Source organism: Psychrosphaera saromensis, from assembly GCF_002954545.1.
GTDB lineage: Bacteria > Pseudomonadota > Gammaproteobacteria > Enterobacterales > Alteromonadaceae > Psychrosphaera > Psychrosphaera saromensis.
On sequence record NZ_MSCH01000003.1, the window covers coordinates 3019651 to 3034622 of the forward strand.

At 37.3% G+C, this 14972-nt stretch carries 13 protein-coding genes and 1 tRNA gene; 6 read left to right on the forward strand and 8 right to left on the reverse strand.

All coding sequences use genetic code 11. From position 1 onward, the window contains the following. Together BTO11_RS13645 and BTO11_RS13650 are read right to left on the reverse strand one after the other, a co-directional pair. Window positions 1-669: a GntR family transcriptional regulator gene (locus BTO11_RS13645; protein ID WP_105053110.1), complete on the reverse strand. Its 669-nt coding sequence runs from the start codon at window positions 667-669 to the stop codon at window positions 1-3. A 522-nt stretch (window positions 670-1191) separates the two neighbouring features. Next, window positions 1192-3462, reverse strand: a complete 2271-nt coding sequence (locus tag BTO11_RS13650) for a TonB-dependent receptor (RefSeq protein WP_105053111.1) — start codon at window positions 3460-3462, stop codon at window positions 1192-1194. A 372-nt stretch (window positions 3463-3834) separates the two neighbouring features. Between BTO11_RS13650 and trxB the strand changes: the two genes are divergently transcribed. The 4 genes from trxB to infA all read left to right on the forward strand — a co-directional run bounded on the left by trxB (window position 3835) and on the right by infA (window position 6696). Then, a complete protein-coding gene (gene trxB / locus BTO11_RS13655; RefSeq protein WP_105053112.1) occupies window positions 3835-4785 on the forward strand; it encodes a thioredoxin-disulfide reductase in 951 nt (316 codons plus the stop codon). A gap of 47 nt (window positions 4786-4832) precedes the next feature. Then, window positions 4833-5591: a leucyl/phenylalanyl-tRNA--protein transferase gene (gene aat, locus BTO11_RS13660; protein WP_105053113.1), complete on the forward strand. Its 759-nt coding sequence runs from the start codon at window positions 4833-4835 to the stop codon at window positions 5589-5591. After that, entirely contained in the window at window positions 5584-6279 is a 696-nt protein-coding gene (locus BTO11_RS13665; RefSeq protein WP_105053114.1) for an arginyltransferase, read from the forward strand. The genes aat and BTO11_RS13665 overlap by 8 nt, the downstream gene beginning before the upstream one ends. Window positions 6280-6477: 198 nt before the next feature. Next, on the forward strand, window positions 6478-6696 hold the full coding sequence (gene infA / locus BTO11_RS13670) for a translation initiation factor IF-1 (RefSeq protein WP_105053115.1): 219 nt from the start codon (window positions 6478-6480) through the stop codon (window positions 6694-6696). Window positions 6697-6819: 123 nt separating this feature from the next. Here the strand turns inward: infA and clpA are convergent, their stop codons facing one another. Next, window positions 6820-9075 (reverse strand): ATP-dependent Clp protease ATP-binding subunit ClpA, encoded by a 2256-nt coding sequence (gene clpA, locus BTO11_RS13675; protein WP_105053116.1) that lies wholly within the window; start codon window positions 9073-9075, stop codon window positions 6820-6822. A 44-nt stretch (window positions 9076-9119) separates the two neighbouring features. After that, on the reverse strand, window positions 9120-9440 hold the full coding sequence (gene clpS / locus BTO11_RS13680) for an ATP-dependent Clp protease adapter ClpS (RefSeq protein ID WP_105053117.1): 321 nt from the start codon (window positions 9438-9440) through the stop codon (window positions 9120-9122). 192 nt (window positions 9441-9632) lie between these two features. On the opposite strand from clpS, the gene cspD reads away from it, so the two are divergent. Beyond that, on the forward strand, window positions 9633-9842 hold the full coding sequence (gene cspD / locus BTO11_RS13685) for a cold shock domain-containing protein CspD (RefSeq protein WP_105053118.1): 210 nt from the start codon (window positions 9633-9635) through the stop codon (window positions 9840-9842). 66 nt (window positions 9843-9908) lie between these two features. Here cspD and BTO11_RS13690 read toward each other — a convergent pair whose 3' ends face one another. After that, on the reverse strand, window positions 9909-10208 hold the full coding sequence (locus BTO11_RS13690; protein ID WP_105053119.1) for a PilZ domain-containing protein: 300 nt from the start codon (window positions 10206-10208) through the stop codon (window positions 9909-9911). 446 nt (window positions 10209-10654) lie between these two features. Here BTO11_RS13690 and BTO11_RS13695 point away from each other — a divergent pair, with 446 nt between their 5' ends. Further along, a complete protein-coding gene (locus BTO11_RS13695) occupies window positions 10655-11425 on the forward strand; it encodes a TIGR04219 family outer membrane beta-barrel protein (RefSeq protein ID WP_105053120.1) in 771 nt (256 codons plus the stop codon). A gap of 108 nt (window positions 11426-11533) precedes the next feature. On the opposite strand, the gene BTO11_RS13700 is transcribed toward BTO11_RS13695, so the two are convergent. From BTO11_RS13700 to BTO11_RS13710, 3 genes are all read right to left on the reverse strand, one after another. Then, entirely contained in the window at window positions 11534-12769 is a 1236-nt protein-coding gene (locus BTO11_RS13700) for an amidohydrolase family protein (protein WP_373295158.1), read from the reverse strand. 10 nt (window positions 12770-12779) lie between these two features. Then, a complete protein-coding gene (locus tag BTO11_RS13705) occupies window positions 12780-14159 on the reverse strand; it encodes an amidohydrolase (protein ID WP_105053122.1) in 1380 nt (459 codons plus the stop codon). A 306-nt stretch (window positions 14160-14465) separates the two neighbouring features. Further along, window positions 14466-14542, reverse strand: a tRNA-Asp gene (locus tag BTO11_RS13710). Window positions 14543-14972 lie beyond the last annotated feature (430 nt).

Sequence of the window (14972 nt, forward strand, 5' to 3'; positions counted from 1 at the left end):
TTAAGCCAATTTGTTAGCAATATTGTTTTTTGAATACATAATGTGACGACGCATTAACATCTCAGCCAATTCTTCGTCTTTATTTTGGATGGCACTAACGATAGCTTTGTGCTCATCAAATGCGGTGGTGATCCTTGGACCTGACATACCAAGCTGAACTCTGTACATACGCACCAAGTGGTAAATACCATCAACTAATAAGGAAATGAGTTGTTTGTTTTTGCATCCGAGGATAATACGGTAATGAAAGTCGACATCGCCAGCTTCTTGATAATACGAGCCTTCTTGTTTTACTTTTTCAGCGTGGATGTCTAGTAATTGATTTAATTCAGCAATTTCTTCAGATGTCATATTTTTTGCTGCTAATCTGGCAGCCATACCTTCCAAAGATTCTCTTATTTGATAAAGCTCAATTAATCCATCTGGTGTTAGTGATACCACCCTTGCACCGACATTGGCTTTTCGTTCAACTAAGTGACATGTTTCCAAACGATTTATAGCTTCTCTTATTACAGCACGACTAACTCCGTACTTTGTCGACAATTCAGTTTCACTAAGTTTACTACCAGATGCAATATCGCCTTCTACAATAGCGTACCTGATACTCAAGAATGTCTTATCTGACGAGGTTATAGCCTGCTCAATCGGTTTGGTATAGTTAAGAGTCATATTTATGCTATTTAATTAATGTTGTCGACAATTTAGACCTATCCATCTAATTCGTCAAGCAAATCGGTCTATTTTGTCGACAAAAACAAGATTTATACCTATTATAGGTATTTAGTACCCAAAAAGTTCACTTTGTTCACAACCTGTGCATAACTTAACTTTGTACAATTAGCATCCTGTTAATTAAATTGTATAAAATCATAAGTTACTGTTTTACAAGGGTTTAAAATGTTATTTAAATGCTTTTTTTTGAAATTAATTTACTCTAGACTAGCTTCATCAGTCGCATTACACATTTAATGTCGACTTACCGCTTAAGCGCACGGCTCCTAACGAGCCATTCTGTAGCCCAGACTAATTTGTCCTGGGCTTTTTTTTTGCCTAAAATATAGCAGTGTATTCAAGTTATGCACATTCAACGTATTCCTGTGACTAAATCCAAGGCATAAAAAAACCCGTTAAACATAACGGGTTTTATTTAAAAAGCTTTATTGAGTTAATAAAGCTTATGCAGGGTTAAATTTAAAAGAATGACTTCTTAAATTCAACACCCCAAATAGCCGGTTCGTTGACAACACCAGTATTGTTATTGAAATCAATACCCGCTTTTAAGTTATCTTCGTCGGTAATATTACGACCAAACAATGCCACTTCATAATCCATGTCAAAGTTTACATAACCAATACGTAAGCCAAGTTCAAATTGGCCGTCAGTTACATATTCTTCAGTTTGGTAGATAAACAAACTTGTTTCACCTTGATAAGCATAGTCTGAATAAACAAACATCTCACCACTGTCGCCAATAGGAAGAGAGTAACGTCCTGTTAACGTGAAGATAGTTTCTGGGGCATTAGGGAATGGGTTGCCATCCACGTAAGCATCATAAACTGGACCATCAGCTGTTACTCGTTCAACAGTTCTGTCTGTAGGTGTACATTGACCAGAACCACAAGTACCAATCAATAAGTCTTCATCTTGTAATTCAGTTTTATTATATGAAAAACCAGCCGTAACTAAGAAATCTTCCGTTATGCGGATCTCAGAGTCTAATTCAAAACCTGTACCTACACCTTTACCTGCATTGGTTAAACCAATGCTATTTCCGTTACCACCAACTGCAGTTAACTGAATATCATTAATTGTGTAATGGAAAACGGCACCGTTTAAACGAACCGTATTGTTAAATAAGTCAGATTTAAAACCAGCTTCGTAAGACATGATAGTTTCAGATTCAGCGACTGAAGGTGTTCCAAAAAATGCAACATCACGTCCTTGAATAGATTGAGCACGGAAACCATTTGATACTCGTGCATACAAAGACATATCAGAGTCTAATTTATGATTAGCCATTAATTCCCAACTAACTTGATTATCTGACAAGTCGATTGGCGTTACATCAGCATCAAAACCTGAAGAATAACCGGTTAAACCTTTTTCATCTTCGGTATAACGTAAACCAGCTACAACTGTTGTCATATCAGATACATCATAGGTTCCTTGACCAAATACAGCCCAAGTTGTATTTGTTTGGTTTACCGTAGAGGTTGGTATAAAGAACGGACTAGTCGCAACCTCTAGTTCAGAATCAAAGTAGAATACACCCGTTTGCCAAGAGTAATTATTATCACCGTTAGACGATAAGCGTATTTCCTGAGTGAATTGATCTATGTCTGCTGCATCTTGTGTATTTGAATTAAATGAAATAAAACCAGATGTTTCATTGTTTGGAAATGTTTCTGGTAAATAAACTGCTCCAGCACCACCATCAATATCACCTAAGCTATAGCCTTTAGCTGACTCATTTGCGGTAATAGAAGTTAATGTAAAATCACCAAAGTCGTAATTAGCCGTTAAGCTCCAACCATCGCTGTCAAATGATTGCGGGTTGTTGTCACCTGAAGCATTAACGCCTTCGTCATACCAAACCGTATCGCGGTCATAGTTATTGTTTAATTCACTACTACCCTGATTAATAACCATAGCGCGGAAAACTGAAGATGTACCTTCAAGTGAACGAGAGTGGATATTGAATAACATATCCAATTCATTGGTTGGTTTATAAGCTAATTGTAAGCGGTAGGCTTGGTCTTCATGTCCACCTAATGCGTTATCTTCACCTGTATAACCATTATCAATCCAATCGTCTTTTGATTGACTTAATACTGAAAGGCGCGCTGATAGCTCATCAGTTAAACCACCACCCACGGCACCTTCTAAATTAATAAGGCCATAAGTCCCAGCGCCAGCTTTCACATAAGCTTCAAAATCATCTGTTGGTTTACGACTGGTAAATTTAATAACACCAGCTGTAGTATTACGACCAAATAACGAACCTTGAGGTCCACGAATAATTTCAACTTGGTCCATATCAAATAGTGGGAAACTTTTTAGAACCACATTTTCCATTACCACTTCATCCATGATAATTGACACAGGTTGAGAAGCCGCTAAATCAAAATCTGTATTACCTAAGCCACGCATATAAAAACGAGGGGCTGCACGACCATTTGATGATTCTGCATAAAGGCCCGGTACACGTGTAGCTAGTGCTAAAATGTCATCGCCACCGGCAAGGATGTTTTCAAATTTTTCGCCCGACAATGTGGCAATTGAAAGTGGAACGTCTTGAATTGACTGTGTTCTTTTTAATGCGGTTACTGTAATTTTTTCTAATTTTGAATCATCTTTTTTTTCAACAACGTCTTCAGCTGCAAAAGTGGTAAATGAAGTGAATAATGCAGCCTGAATACTTAGCGCTATGACTGCTTTTTTCATGGTTTTCTTGGTTTTCATGTTATTTCCAGTAGTAAGTTGTTGTTTTAATGTAAGTCTGTTCTATAAATATTTTATTATTTTAATCGTTTAGTTTTTAACTAAATCGTCCCGATACTAACCCATGTGAGTTTATATATGTAGTTTTTAATGCTGTTTTTTTATGTTTTTATTCATCTTTCATACGTCTGTTATTCGCCTTTAATTAGTGCAAATATAATTAACAGGAAGCATCAAAAATACAGCCTTAACATTCGTTTGAATGCGGTTAAATTATATTCCATTCCATATTTATATTATTTTTTTCAAAATATCACTTGTTTGGCGCTTGCAACTGGTTATGATCCCCCCAATAAATAACAGTAATTGTTTTAAGGCGTATTGGAGTCATTAATGAGTGAAGTTCAGCATCATAGTTTAATTATTTTAGGATCAGGCCCTGCCGGTTATACCGCAGCAGTTTATGCAGCCCGTGCAAATTTAAATCCAGTGTTAATCACAGGTATGCAGCAAGGTGGTCAATTAACAACGACAACCGAAGTTGAAAACTGGCCTGGTGATGCAAATGACTTAACGGGTCCTATATTGATGGATCGTATGAAAGAGCATGCAGAGAAATTTGACACTAAAATTATCTTTGATCACATCAATTCTGTAGATTTCAGCAAGAAGCCGTATAGCTTAAAAGGCGATTCGGTTAGTTATACTTGTGATGCACTTATTATCTGTACAGGAGCATCGGCTCAGTACTTAGGACTTGAGTCTGAACAAGCATTTATGGGTAAAGGCGTATCAGCTTGTGCCACTTGTGATGGTTTCTTTTATCGTAATCAAAAAGTTGCGGTTATTGGCGGTGGTAATACAGCCGTTGAAGAAGCGTTATATTTATCAAACATTGCTTCTGAAGTTCATCTAATTCACAGACGTGAAACATTCAAAGCTGAAAAAATCTTGATCAAACGTCTTATGGATAAAGTGGCCAAAGGCAATATTGTATTACATTTAAACAAAACATTAGACGAAGTACTTGGTGACGACATGGGTGTGACAGGCGTACGTCTTAACGACACTCAATCTGACGCTCAAGAAGAATTTGATGTAATGGGTCTATTCATTGCTATTGGGCACAAACCTAATACAGCAATGTTTGAAGGCCAATTAGACATGAACAATGGCTACCTAAAAATCCATAGTGGATTAGAAGGCAACGCAACAGCAACCAATGTTGAAGGTATATTTGCTGCAGGCGATGTGTGTGACCACATTTACCGTCAAGCAATTACCTCAGCTGGTACAGGTTGTATGGCGGCGTTAGATGCAGAACGTTACTTAGACGCTCTGTAAATAAGATTTAGAGGGGATAACTCCCCTCTTACTTTGAACTACCTCATTTGAAAAAAACACTTCACTACCTATCGGACGACCCTAACTGGTTTCCTTCTCCCTCTAGCGCTCTTGATGATCCTGCTGGCTTGTTAGCCATAGGTGGTGATTTAAACCCCAAGCGTGTATTTAGCGGTTATCAACAAGGTATTTTCCCTTGGTTCTCTGCCGGCGAACCAATAATGTGGTGGAGCCCAGACCCTAGAGCAATTATTAATATTACCGATGTTAAAATTAATAAATCTCTAAGAAAGTTTTTAAAAAAATGTAACTACAGTGTCAGCGTTAATACTCAATTTAACCAAGTGATCTCTAATTGTTCAAAACCAAGGCCTAATTCAGAAGGTACTTGGATAATGCCTGAAATGATAAAATGCTATAACCAGATGCATGAAGCAGGAAACGCACATTCCATTGAAATTTGGCAGATTGGAGAGTCTGGTAAAACTTTAGTTGGTGGTTTGTACGGTGTTTTGGTGGGTAATTGTTTTTGTGGTGAGTCGATGTTTTCCCTACAGCCCAACGCATCAAAACTGGCGTTAATATGTTTGGCTGACCTGTTAAAGAATGAGCGAGTAGAAGGACATGGCGAAGCATTCATTGACTGCCAATTACCTAATCCTTACCTTATGAGTATGGGCGCGACATTAATTCCCAGACAAGTATATTTAGATCGTTTAGCCCACAGCCGGAATAAAACTTTACCATTATCGGTTTTTTCATCTAAATTTATACAATGGCAAAATATTTTAGAACATCATGACTAGTGTTAAATTTGGTTTATCCGCAACATTCGATTGCGGCTACTTAGAAGACAAACAAGAACAGCTACTTATTTATATTGATGAACAACCTTTATCGCCTACAGTTTACTCTGCTTTACAAAATCAAGGATTTAGGCGTTCAGAAGGTCATGTATACAGGCCACATTGTGATAATTGCAATGCTTGTCAATCAATACGTTTACCGGTTGATAATTTTAAGTTTAAAAGCAGTCAAAGAAGAATTTTAAATAAAGCACGTGAGTTTTCAGTAAAGCTGTCAAACAGCGTGTCAGATAAATATTACCCGCTATTTGAAACATATATTAATACCAAACACCTAGATGGCGTTATGTATCCGGCAAACCAAGCCCAGTTAGATAGTTTTGTTAAATGTGATTGGATGGATAAAGTGTTTATCGAATTACTGGACCAAGACAAACTCATCGCTGTTGCCATCTGCGACGTGACACCTGATAGCTTGTCGGCTGTGTACACTTTTTATGATCCAGATTATTTTAAATACTCTTTAGGTACGTTAATGATCTTACAACAGATCAATATTACTAAGCAGTTAGATAAAAAGTGGCTGTACTTAGGATACTTTATTGAAGACTGTGAAAAGATGAATTACAAAACCCGTTTTTCTCCCTATCAAGTTCGTCGTGATGACATTTGGTTTGAAGTAGATTGATTTATTTATCATATTTCTGTACTTTACCCGTCGTGACACCCTAACATTGAAAAATTCCACATTTATTGAACAATAAACTAGGAATAACAGGCTAATTACTATTTATTTCCAGTATTGGCTTTACTTATTGACTAAATTTGGGCAAAATCTGCGCTTATTTTTTTACGCTTACAAACAGTCCCAGAGGTTATACGCTTAATGGCGAAAGAAGACGTTATTGAAATGCAAGGTACGATTTTAGACACTTTGCCAAATACTATGTTCCGTGTTGAATTAGAGAATGGTCACGTTGTGACTGCTCACATATCCGGTAAAATGCGTAAACACTACATCCGTATTTTAACTGGTGACAAAGTAACAGTGGAAATGACTCCATATGATCTTTCGAAAGGTCGAATCACGTTCCGAGCTAGATAGTTCTTACTAATAGCTCTTGCTAATAGTTACGTACTAAATAGTTTGATTCGTAAATACTTATAAAAAAACCGAGAATATTCTCGGTTTTTTTATATCTTCAAAAAAATCATACTTTCGATTAAATTAAGCCGTTACCGCCTCTTTAGATTCGTAACTTAAACTAAGTTCATCTTTCTTAACGCCAACTTTCACTACACCACCTGATACTAACGCACCAAACAATACTTCACTGGCTAAAGGCTTACGTAATTTTTCTTGGATTAAACGAGCCATTGGACGTGCGCCCATCGCTTTGTCATACCCTTTTTTACCTAACCATTTCATTGCAGCGTCTGAAATCTCCAACTCAACTTGTTTCTTATCAAGCTGCGACTGAAGTTCAACGATGAATTTATCAACCACTTGTAAAATAGTTTCTTCATTTAAATGATTAAACCAAACAATCTCATCGAGTCTATTTCTAAACTCAGGCGCAAAGGTACGTTTAATTTCTTCCATCGCATCTGAGCTGTTGTCTTGGTGAGTAAAGCCAATCGATTTTTTCGATACTTCAACCACGCCAGCATTAGTTGTCATCACTAATATCACGTTTCTAAAGTCAGCTTTTCTGCCGTTATTATCCGTTAGCGTGCCGTGATCCATAACTTGTAATAAAAGATTGAACACATCTGGATGTGCTTTTTCTATTTCATCTAATAACACAACACTATGTGGATGCTTCATAACCGCATCCGTTAATTGACCACCTTGTTCAAAACCAACATATCCTGGAGGCGAACCAATTAAACGACTTACCGCGTGACGTTCCATGTATTCAGACATATCAAAACGCAGTAACTCGATATCGAGCACTTTTGATAGTTGTTTGGTTACTTCTGTTTTACCAACACCAGTAGGTCCTGCGAATAAGAAACTACCAATAGGTTTACCTTCAGCACCAAGCCCAGAGCGTGATAAGCGTATTGCAGCGGTTAACGCATCAATAGCTTGTTCTTGTCCGAACACGGCTAATTTCAAGTTACGGTCAACATTACGTAAAACGTCAGTATCCGATTGTGAAACTGATTTTTCTGGAATACGGGCAATTTTGGCAACGATCTGTTCAATAATGCCAACACTGATTTGCTTTTTCCGTTTTGATTTAGGCAATACTTTTTGATTTGCACCAGCTTCATCAATAATATCGATCGCTTTATCAGGTAGATGACGATCGTTAATATATCTGTCTGACAATTCCGCGGCTGCTCTTAATGCAGAATTAGTATATTTAACACCATGATGCTGTTCATAACGTTCTTTTAAGCCAATTAATATTTTAGTTGTGTCGTCCACACTTGGCTCTTCAACATCAATTTTTTGGAAACGTCTAACCAGTGCTTTATCTTTTTCAAAAATATTTCTAAATTCAGCATAGGTTGTTGATCCCATGCAGCGTAATTTACCCGTCGCTAAAAGTGGCTTAAGTAAATTAGACGCATCCATAACACCACCAGAGGCAGCTCCGGCACCGATTATTGTATGAATTTCATCAATAAATAAGATGGCATGTTCTTGAGCTTGTAATTGTTTTAACAAGGTTTTCAGGCGTTTTTCAAAGTCGCCTCTATATTTAGTACCCGCAAGTAAGCTACCCATATCTAAAGAATATACGGTCGCATTTTCAATAACTTCAGGTACAGTTCCATTAACTATTTTATAAGCTAAGCCTTCAGCAATTGCCGTTTTACCAACTCCTGCTTCACCAATTAATAATGGATTGTTTTTCTTACGACGACATAAAACCTGAATACAGCGCTCTATCTCTTGCTCTCGGCCTATAATTGGGTCAATGCCACCTTGAGTTGCCAATTCATTTAAATTGGTACACAAGCTGTCTAAGCTACTTTCAGCATCACCTGAACCATCTTCTGACTCTAAGCTTTCACCGTCGGCACCTTCTTCATCATGATCAAGCCCATGAGAAATATAATTAACCAAATCCAAACGGCTAATATCAAAACTTTTTAATACATAAACAGCGTGAGATTCTTGTTCTGAGTAAATGGCAACCAATACATTGGCACCTGACACTTCTTGCTTGCCAGAAGATTGCACGTGGAATACAGCTCTTTGTAATACTCTTTGAAAACCAAGTGTTGGCTGAGTATCTTTCTCCTCCGACTCATCTTCCGCTAAATAAGGCGTAGTTTGAGTAATAAACTCCACTAATTCGGCTTTAATTTTATCAAGATCTGCTGAGCATGCTAACAATGCATCTTTGGCGTCGGAATTATCTAGCAAAGCCATTAACAAATGCTCAAGTGTCATAAACTCATGACGATGTAGCTTGGCATAATGAAATGCTTCATTCAAAGTAACTTCTAATTCTTTGTTTAACATGGACACCTTCTTATTTATTCAAACGAATACTAAACAGAGCTTAGTTATTCTTGTTCCATTGTGCATAACAATGGATGCTGATTGGCGCGAGAAAATTGATTTACTTGTGCTACTTTTGTCTCTGCAACTTCTGCAGAATATGTACCAACAATGGCTTTTCCATCCTTGTGTACTTTAAACATTATATGGTTTGCGCTTTCTAATGTTTTGCCAAAAAACTTCATTAACACTGTCACTACAAAGTCCATGGGGGTGTAATCATCATTATTCAAGATTACTTTATACATTGACGGCTTTTTTAATTTACTTTTAGCGGCCTCTTTTAATAAGCCTGTGCCGTTTTCACTATCGGTTATTTTTGCCATACACTCACAAATATTTCTGTTATATCGTTAAGAAACTAAAACCTTTATATAAATATATTAGTCAATTAACAAAACATAGTTGTTAAAACTTGACTATTTGATTAATTTATCTACAGTATTTTATTGATTGCTTTAAATTTATACAAGAAGTAACAACAACAATTGCACAAATTTAACATAGGAAGTAGAAGTATGGCACTCGGAAAAGTAAAATGGTTCAACAACGCGAAAGGTTTTGGCTTTATTAAGGAAGAAGGCAAGGAAGAAGATATCTTTGCTCACTTCTCAACCATCACTATGGATGGTTATAAAACCCTCAAAGCTGGTCAAGATGTAGAATTTGATTTAACGCAAGGTCCAAAAGGACTGCACGCGATCAATATAAAACTTGGCGAAAAATAAAATAATAATAAAAGCCAAAATAATAGCACCCTAATTATGGGTGCTTTTTTGTATCCAAAGAATAATTTAGAGGTGCTCTATGATCTCTATTCCTAACAAATACGACCCGCTCTCTTCTTGAGAACAACGAACCACAGTTGCAGACGCTTTTAGTGCTGGTAATTCTGGACTTGCGCCTTCTAACTTGCAAACTACACTCGTACCAACTTCAACTGGCTCATCGGTTTCAACAGCCATTCCGGTTGCACTCAAGTCGCGACACACAGCATCTATTTTTCGCCCTGCGTCCGCATCTGCAATATCTATTTCTATATTAGTATTAACCATCATTCTAAAAAAATTTCGGTTGTCACTGTATCTAATCATACCGCTGCCTTTAATTTAAATTTCTGATAATTTTTTATTACTATCACTTAAAATAACTTGATTATAACAACCAGTCATCCCCTTTCGAAGCTTGGAACTCTTACTATTTGGTAGAGTCAAAACAACTTAACCAATACCTAGCTTGAAACGCTAACTTAAGCTTTTAGATTAAGAAATCCAACATAAATCAACAGTACCAAACTACTTTCCAATTTAATTATCCACCTCCATGTAATTAAATTTAAACTCATGGATACTGTAGATTAGTTACTCACTAATATACAAATTTTCAACATCATTGCTACACTTTAGTGCAAAATAAATAAACAAACTTTCATGAAAAAAGAGTAAATAAAACTAAAAAACGATTAAATAGTTTGACATTACACTCATTAAAGATTGAAATTGGCGCAACAACTTTACTAGTTACTTAGGGAATAGAACAAATGAAAAAGACAACTACGGCTCTAGCGCTTGCGTTAGCATCAACAAATGTGGCAGCTTTGCCTTTAATCGATTTTTGGGTAGGCGGATACTCTTGGAACACAGCTTATGAAGGTTCTGTATCAGCGACATCTTCAGGCCAACCTATCGATTTGTCATTGGATAACACGCTTCAACTAGAAGATTCTTACAACAATGTTATTTGGGCTGCTTTTGAGCATCCAATTCCAGTTCTTCCAAATATCCAAATAAAACAAACGACTTTAGAAACTACAGGTATGGGTTCTTTGGATCAAAGTTTCACTTTTGGTGGCAAAACTTACAGTGAAAGTGTTGACTTAAATTCAAGCATTAACCTTAATCATACGGACTTAACAGCATACTGGAGCTTACCGCTTCCGATTGTTACCGTTGATTTTGGTTTAAACATCCGTAAATTTGATGGCGAATTAGCAATTAATACAGGTGTATCTGAATTAGACGCGCCAATTCCTATGGGATTTGCACGTGTAGGCGGTTACTTACCATTTACTGGTTTATCATTAATGGCTGAAGCAAATTATATTGGTTACGGTGATACTAATCACATGGATTACCAAATTGTTGCTCGCTATACACTTCCTATCATTCCAGTTTTAGATGTGAATTTAGAAGCTGGTTACCGTTCATTTCAGTTGAACATTGACCCAACTGACTTTGATGGTAATGAAGATGACTTAACAGCTGACATTGATATGTCTGGTGTTTTTGTAGGTGTATCTTTCCACCTGTAAATATATGTTAAATATTGTTATAGAGTGAAAATAAAAAAGCTTCTACCTCATATATTACAGAGAGTAGAAGCTTTTTTTTTGCCGTTTGAAACTTTACCCTTTAAGGCATCAAGGCTTTATATAACCTCTAGGTTTATTATCTTTCGATATATATCGGTCACGTAATTTATCTTGTCTAGACTCAGTCGTCACCTTCTCACCATTAATCCAAAGCGATTCTACTTTTGAACTAATTTCAAATGGATCAGCAGTCCAAAGTACTAAATCAGCCGCACGACCAACTGCAATTTCGCCGGAATCCATATTAAACACCTCAGCAACATTTGATGTCATAGCTTCAAGAGCTCCCTGAGGCGTCATACCGTAAGATATTGCATTACCTGCATCCAACCTTAGATTTTTAGCCATATGACTGTCAGGGCTAAACAGGATGACTTTAACGCCAGCCTTTTCTAACTCACCAGCCGTTGTCAATGAAGCATGTAATGAATCAAAGCTTCCTGGCAAATTAGCAACCACTTTAATCATAACTGGAATTTCAGCTTCCGCGAGTTGTGACTTAACTCGTGCAGCGTCTTCCCCACCAGCAATAACGATGTGAACGCCATATTCTTCTTTTATCTTAATCAAATGTAATAAATCAGATGATCTAGAAGCCGAAGCCACTAACGGTTTTTCACCATTTAATAATGCAGTAAGAGCTTCTTCTTCATCGGTTGGCGCTTTGGCTTTTTTCGATGACTCATCATCAGCGTTAGATAACTTGTCTCGTTGCTCTTTTAATTTTTCAATTAACTCTATTAAGCTACTCGCTCTAGAGTCTTTGCTTTCGCCACCAAAACTAGCAACAACCGCTGATTTTGTATCAATAACGCTGTCAAAGCTTGAGTTCATTAAGATAGTAAATGCTTGACCAGCAAAAACACTATCACGTGAACTTGGTGTAATTAAACTACGCGTTATTCCACCTTTACGAGCAAATGGAATTAACGATGTTTCTGCGTTATAAGCATAAGATGGGTCAAAGTTGATGCTGCCTTTTTTTGCACTCGCATCTCGAGTACCAGATACCGCATTAACTTCCACTAAACCAAACTGGTTCATTGTGGAAATCAAACCAGGTGTCACTATTTTACCTGTGCCATCAATGATTTTGTCGGCTTTAATGCTTAGTGGATTGATGCTAATGATCTTTCCATTTTCAAACACGACACTGGCATTCGTTAGTACACCGTTGTCTGTCGCGGTATAAATAGTTGTATTTGTTATAGCTATTTTTTCAGCAAGTACCGAGCAAGATGTTAATAACGATAAAGCGATGAGAGATGGTTTTAATAATTTCATCATTGGTTCCTTAATCTTGACCTAATAGAAAATCACTTTTCGGTTGATATGCTTCATCTGCAATATCAAATACTTTGGCACCGTCAATAAAGACTTGCTCAGCTTTAGCGTAAACACTAAATGGACTTTGATTCCAAATAACCACGTCACCTTGTTTACCAGCTTCTAGTGATCCAGTTTTATCATCAATGCCCAATGACTTAGCTGCATTTAATGTGATCCAACCAATCGCTTTAGCTTCATCAATTATAAAGCCCGCTTCATTTGAACGGTACATGATTTTTGCTGCTTCCTGATTCAAACGTTGAATCGTGGTATCTGAGTCTGAATGTACAATGGCACATGAGTTTTGATAAGAATCTACAACGCCTGCATTTTCTTGGATCATGTCAAAAGCTTCCATTTTAAAGCCCCACCATTCTGGCCACATAGCCGCACAAACTTTATTTTTAGCTAAATCTTCAGCAATTTTATAAGCTTCAACAGCGTGATGGAAAGTACCAGCGTGGTAATTAAATTCTTTTGCTAAGTCCATCATCATTGACATTTCTTCAGCTTTATAACAATGATTATGAATTCTGATATCACCATCTAATACGCCTTTTAACGTATCGTAAGTAAGGTTACGCTCAGGTGCTTGAGGATTTTTACCTGCGGCGTAATCTCTTTCATACTTTTCCCAAGCACGTTTATATTCAGTTGCTTCAACCCAAGCATTTCGATAGCCAGCCATATTACCCATACGAGTTGACGGCGTCACTTTTCTGCTACCGTATACACGTTTAGGGTTTTCACCACAGGCCATTTTTAAACCATAAGGTGCATCAGGAAATTTCATTCCTTGCATAGTTGGAGATGGAATGTTTTTTAATGTAACACCACGTCCGCCAATTAAATTACCAGAACCTGGTAAAATCTGTAGTGTGGTAATACCACCAATTCTTGCTGCTTCAAAACCTGGATCTTGAGGCCAAACTGAGTGTTCAACCCAAACTTCTGCCGTTACTGGGTTGGTCATTTCGTTGCCATCTTGATGAGACTCAACGGATGGACTTGGATAAGCACCTAAATGAGAATGAACGTCAATAATACCTGGAGTAACAAATTTACCGCTACCATCGATAATAGTCGCGCTGCCGTTTTCAATATTAGTACCGACTGCTTTGATTATGCCGTTTTCTAATAGAACATCAGCATTCGGTAACATTTCCCCTGTACCCGTTAAAACAGTTGCACCTTTAATTAATACCGTTAGTTGTTCCATCGGCTTATAGGTACTTGGGTATGGATTTTTGTTGATAGTGACATGTGGATCTTGAGCTTCATTGCCTGAACATCCAGACAAAGCAGCCAATGATACAGCTGTAACAGTTAATGCGAACTTACGCATGACGACATCCTCTTTCTTTTTATGTAATTGTTTTGATTATTCCTGACAAAAAATCTCAGGCTAAATTGTTGTTCTTACAATAATTAAAATTATTACGTTTTACTACAAGGGAATGACGATAGTTTACAGGTTTAATGGGAGAGACTGGAAAGCGTGATTTTAAATGAATCAAATATACACAAAACCTAACGCTTTGAGTTTGAATTGTTAAGTTTTACATTTGGTAACAATGGCGGAATTTTATTAGTGATAATTATTTAAAAACTGAATGAAGATATTTAATACAAGGAGATAACTAAGAAATAATGGCGGAACGGACGAGACTCGAACTCGCGACCCCCGGCGTGACAGGCCGGTATTCTAACCAACTGAACTACCGCTCCGCAGAAGTAGGTTTTACATCTGTTGAAGATGACGGAACAAACAAGACTCTAACTCGAAACCTCGACCTGACAGGACGCTGCTCTTAATAAAAGCCTAACCAACTGAACTACCGCTCCGCAGAAGTAGGTTTTACATCTGTTGAAGATGACGGAACAAACAATACTCTAACTCGAAACCTCGACTTGACAGGCCGCTGCTCTTAATAAAAGCCTAACCAACTGAACTACCGCTCCGCAGAAGTAGGTTTTACATCTGTTGAAGATGACGGAACAAACAAGACTCTAACTCGAAACCTCGACCTGACAGGCCGCTGCTCTTAATAAAAGCCTAACCAACTGAACTACCGCTCCGCAGAAGTAGGTTTTACATCCGTTGAAGATGTGATTAAGGGGTATTAATCAAATGTTGTTGTAATAACAATAAGACTCA

Bases quoted from the DNA above. Each gene is read 5' to 3' on its own strand.
- BTO11_RS13645 (WP_105053110.1), bottom strand. From the start codon at position 669: ATGACTCTTAACTATACCAAACCGATTGAGCAGGCTATAACCTCGTCA.
- BTO11_RS13650 (WP_105053111.1), bottom strand. From the start codon at position 3,462: ATGAAAACCAAGAAAACCATGAAAAAAGCAGTCATAGCGCTAAGTATT.
- trxB (WP_105053112.1), top strand. From the start codon at position 3,835: ATGAGTGAAGTTCAGCATCATAGTTTAATTATTTTAGGATCAGGCCCT.
- BTO11_RS13665 (WP_105053114.1), top strand. From the start codon at position 5,584: ATGACTAGTGTTAAATTTGGTTTATCCGCAACATTCGATTGCGGCTAC.
- infA (WP_105053115.1), top strand. From the start codon at position 6,478: ATGGCGAAAGAAGACGTTATTGAAATGCAAGGTACGATTTTAGACACT.
- clpA (WP_105053116.1), bottom strand. From the start codon at position 9,075: ATGTTAAACAAAGAATTAGAAGTTACTTTGAATGAAGCATTTCATTAT.
- clpS (WP_105053117.1), bottom strand. From the start codon at position 9,440: ATGGCAAAAATAACCGATAGTGAAAACGGCACAGGCTTATTAAAAGAG.
- cspD (WP_105053118.1), top strand. From the start codon at position 9,633: ATGGCACTCGGAAAAGTAAAATGGTTCAACAACGCGAAAGGTTTTGGC.
- BTO11_RS13690 (WP_105053119.1), bottom strand. From the start codon at position 10,208: ATGATTAGATACAGTGACAACCGAAATTTTTTTAGAATGATGGTTAAT.
- BTO11_RS13695 (WP_105053120.1), top strand. From the start codon at position 10,655: ATGAAAAAGACAACTACGGCTCTAGCGCTTGCGTTAGCATCAACAAAT.
- BTO11_RS13700 (WP_373295158.1), bottom strand. From the start codon at position 12,769: ATGAAATTATTAAAACCATCTCTCATCGCTTTATCGTTATTAACATCT.
- BTO11_RS13705 (WP_105053122.1), bottom strand. From the start codon at position 14,159: ATGCGTAAGTTCGCATTAACTGTTACAGCTGTATCATTGGCTGCTTTG.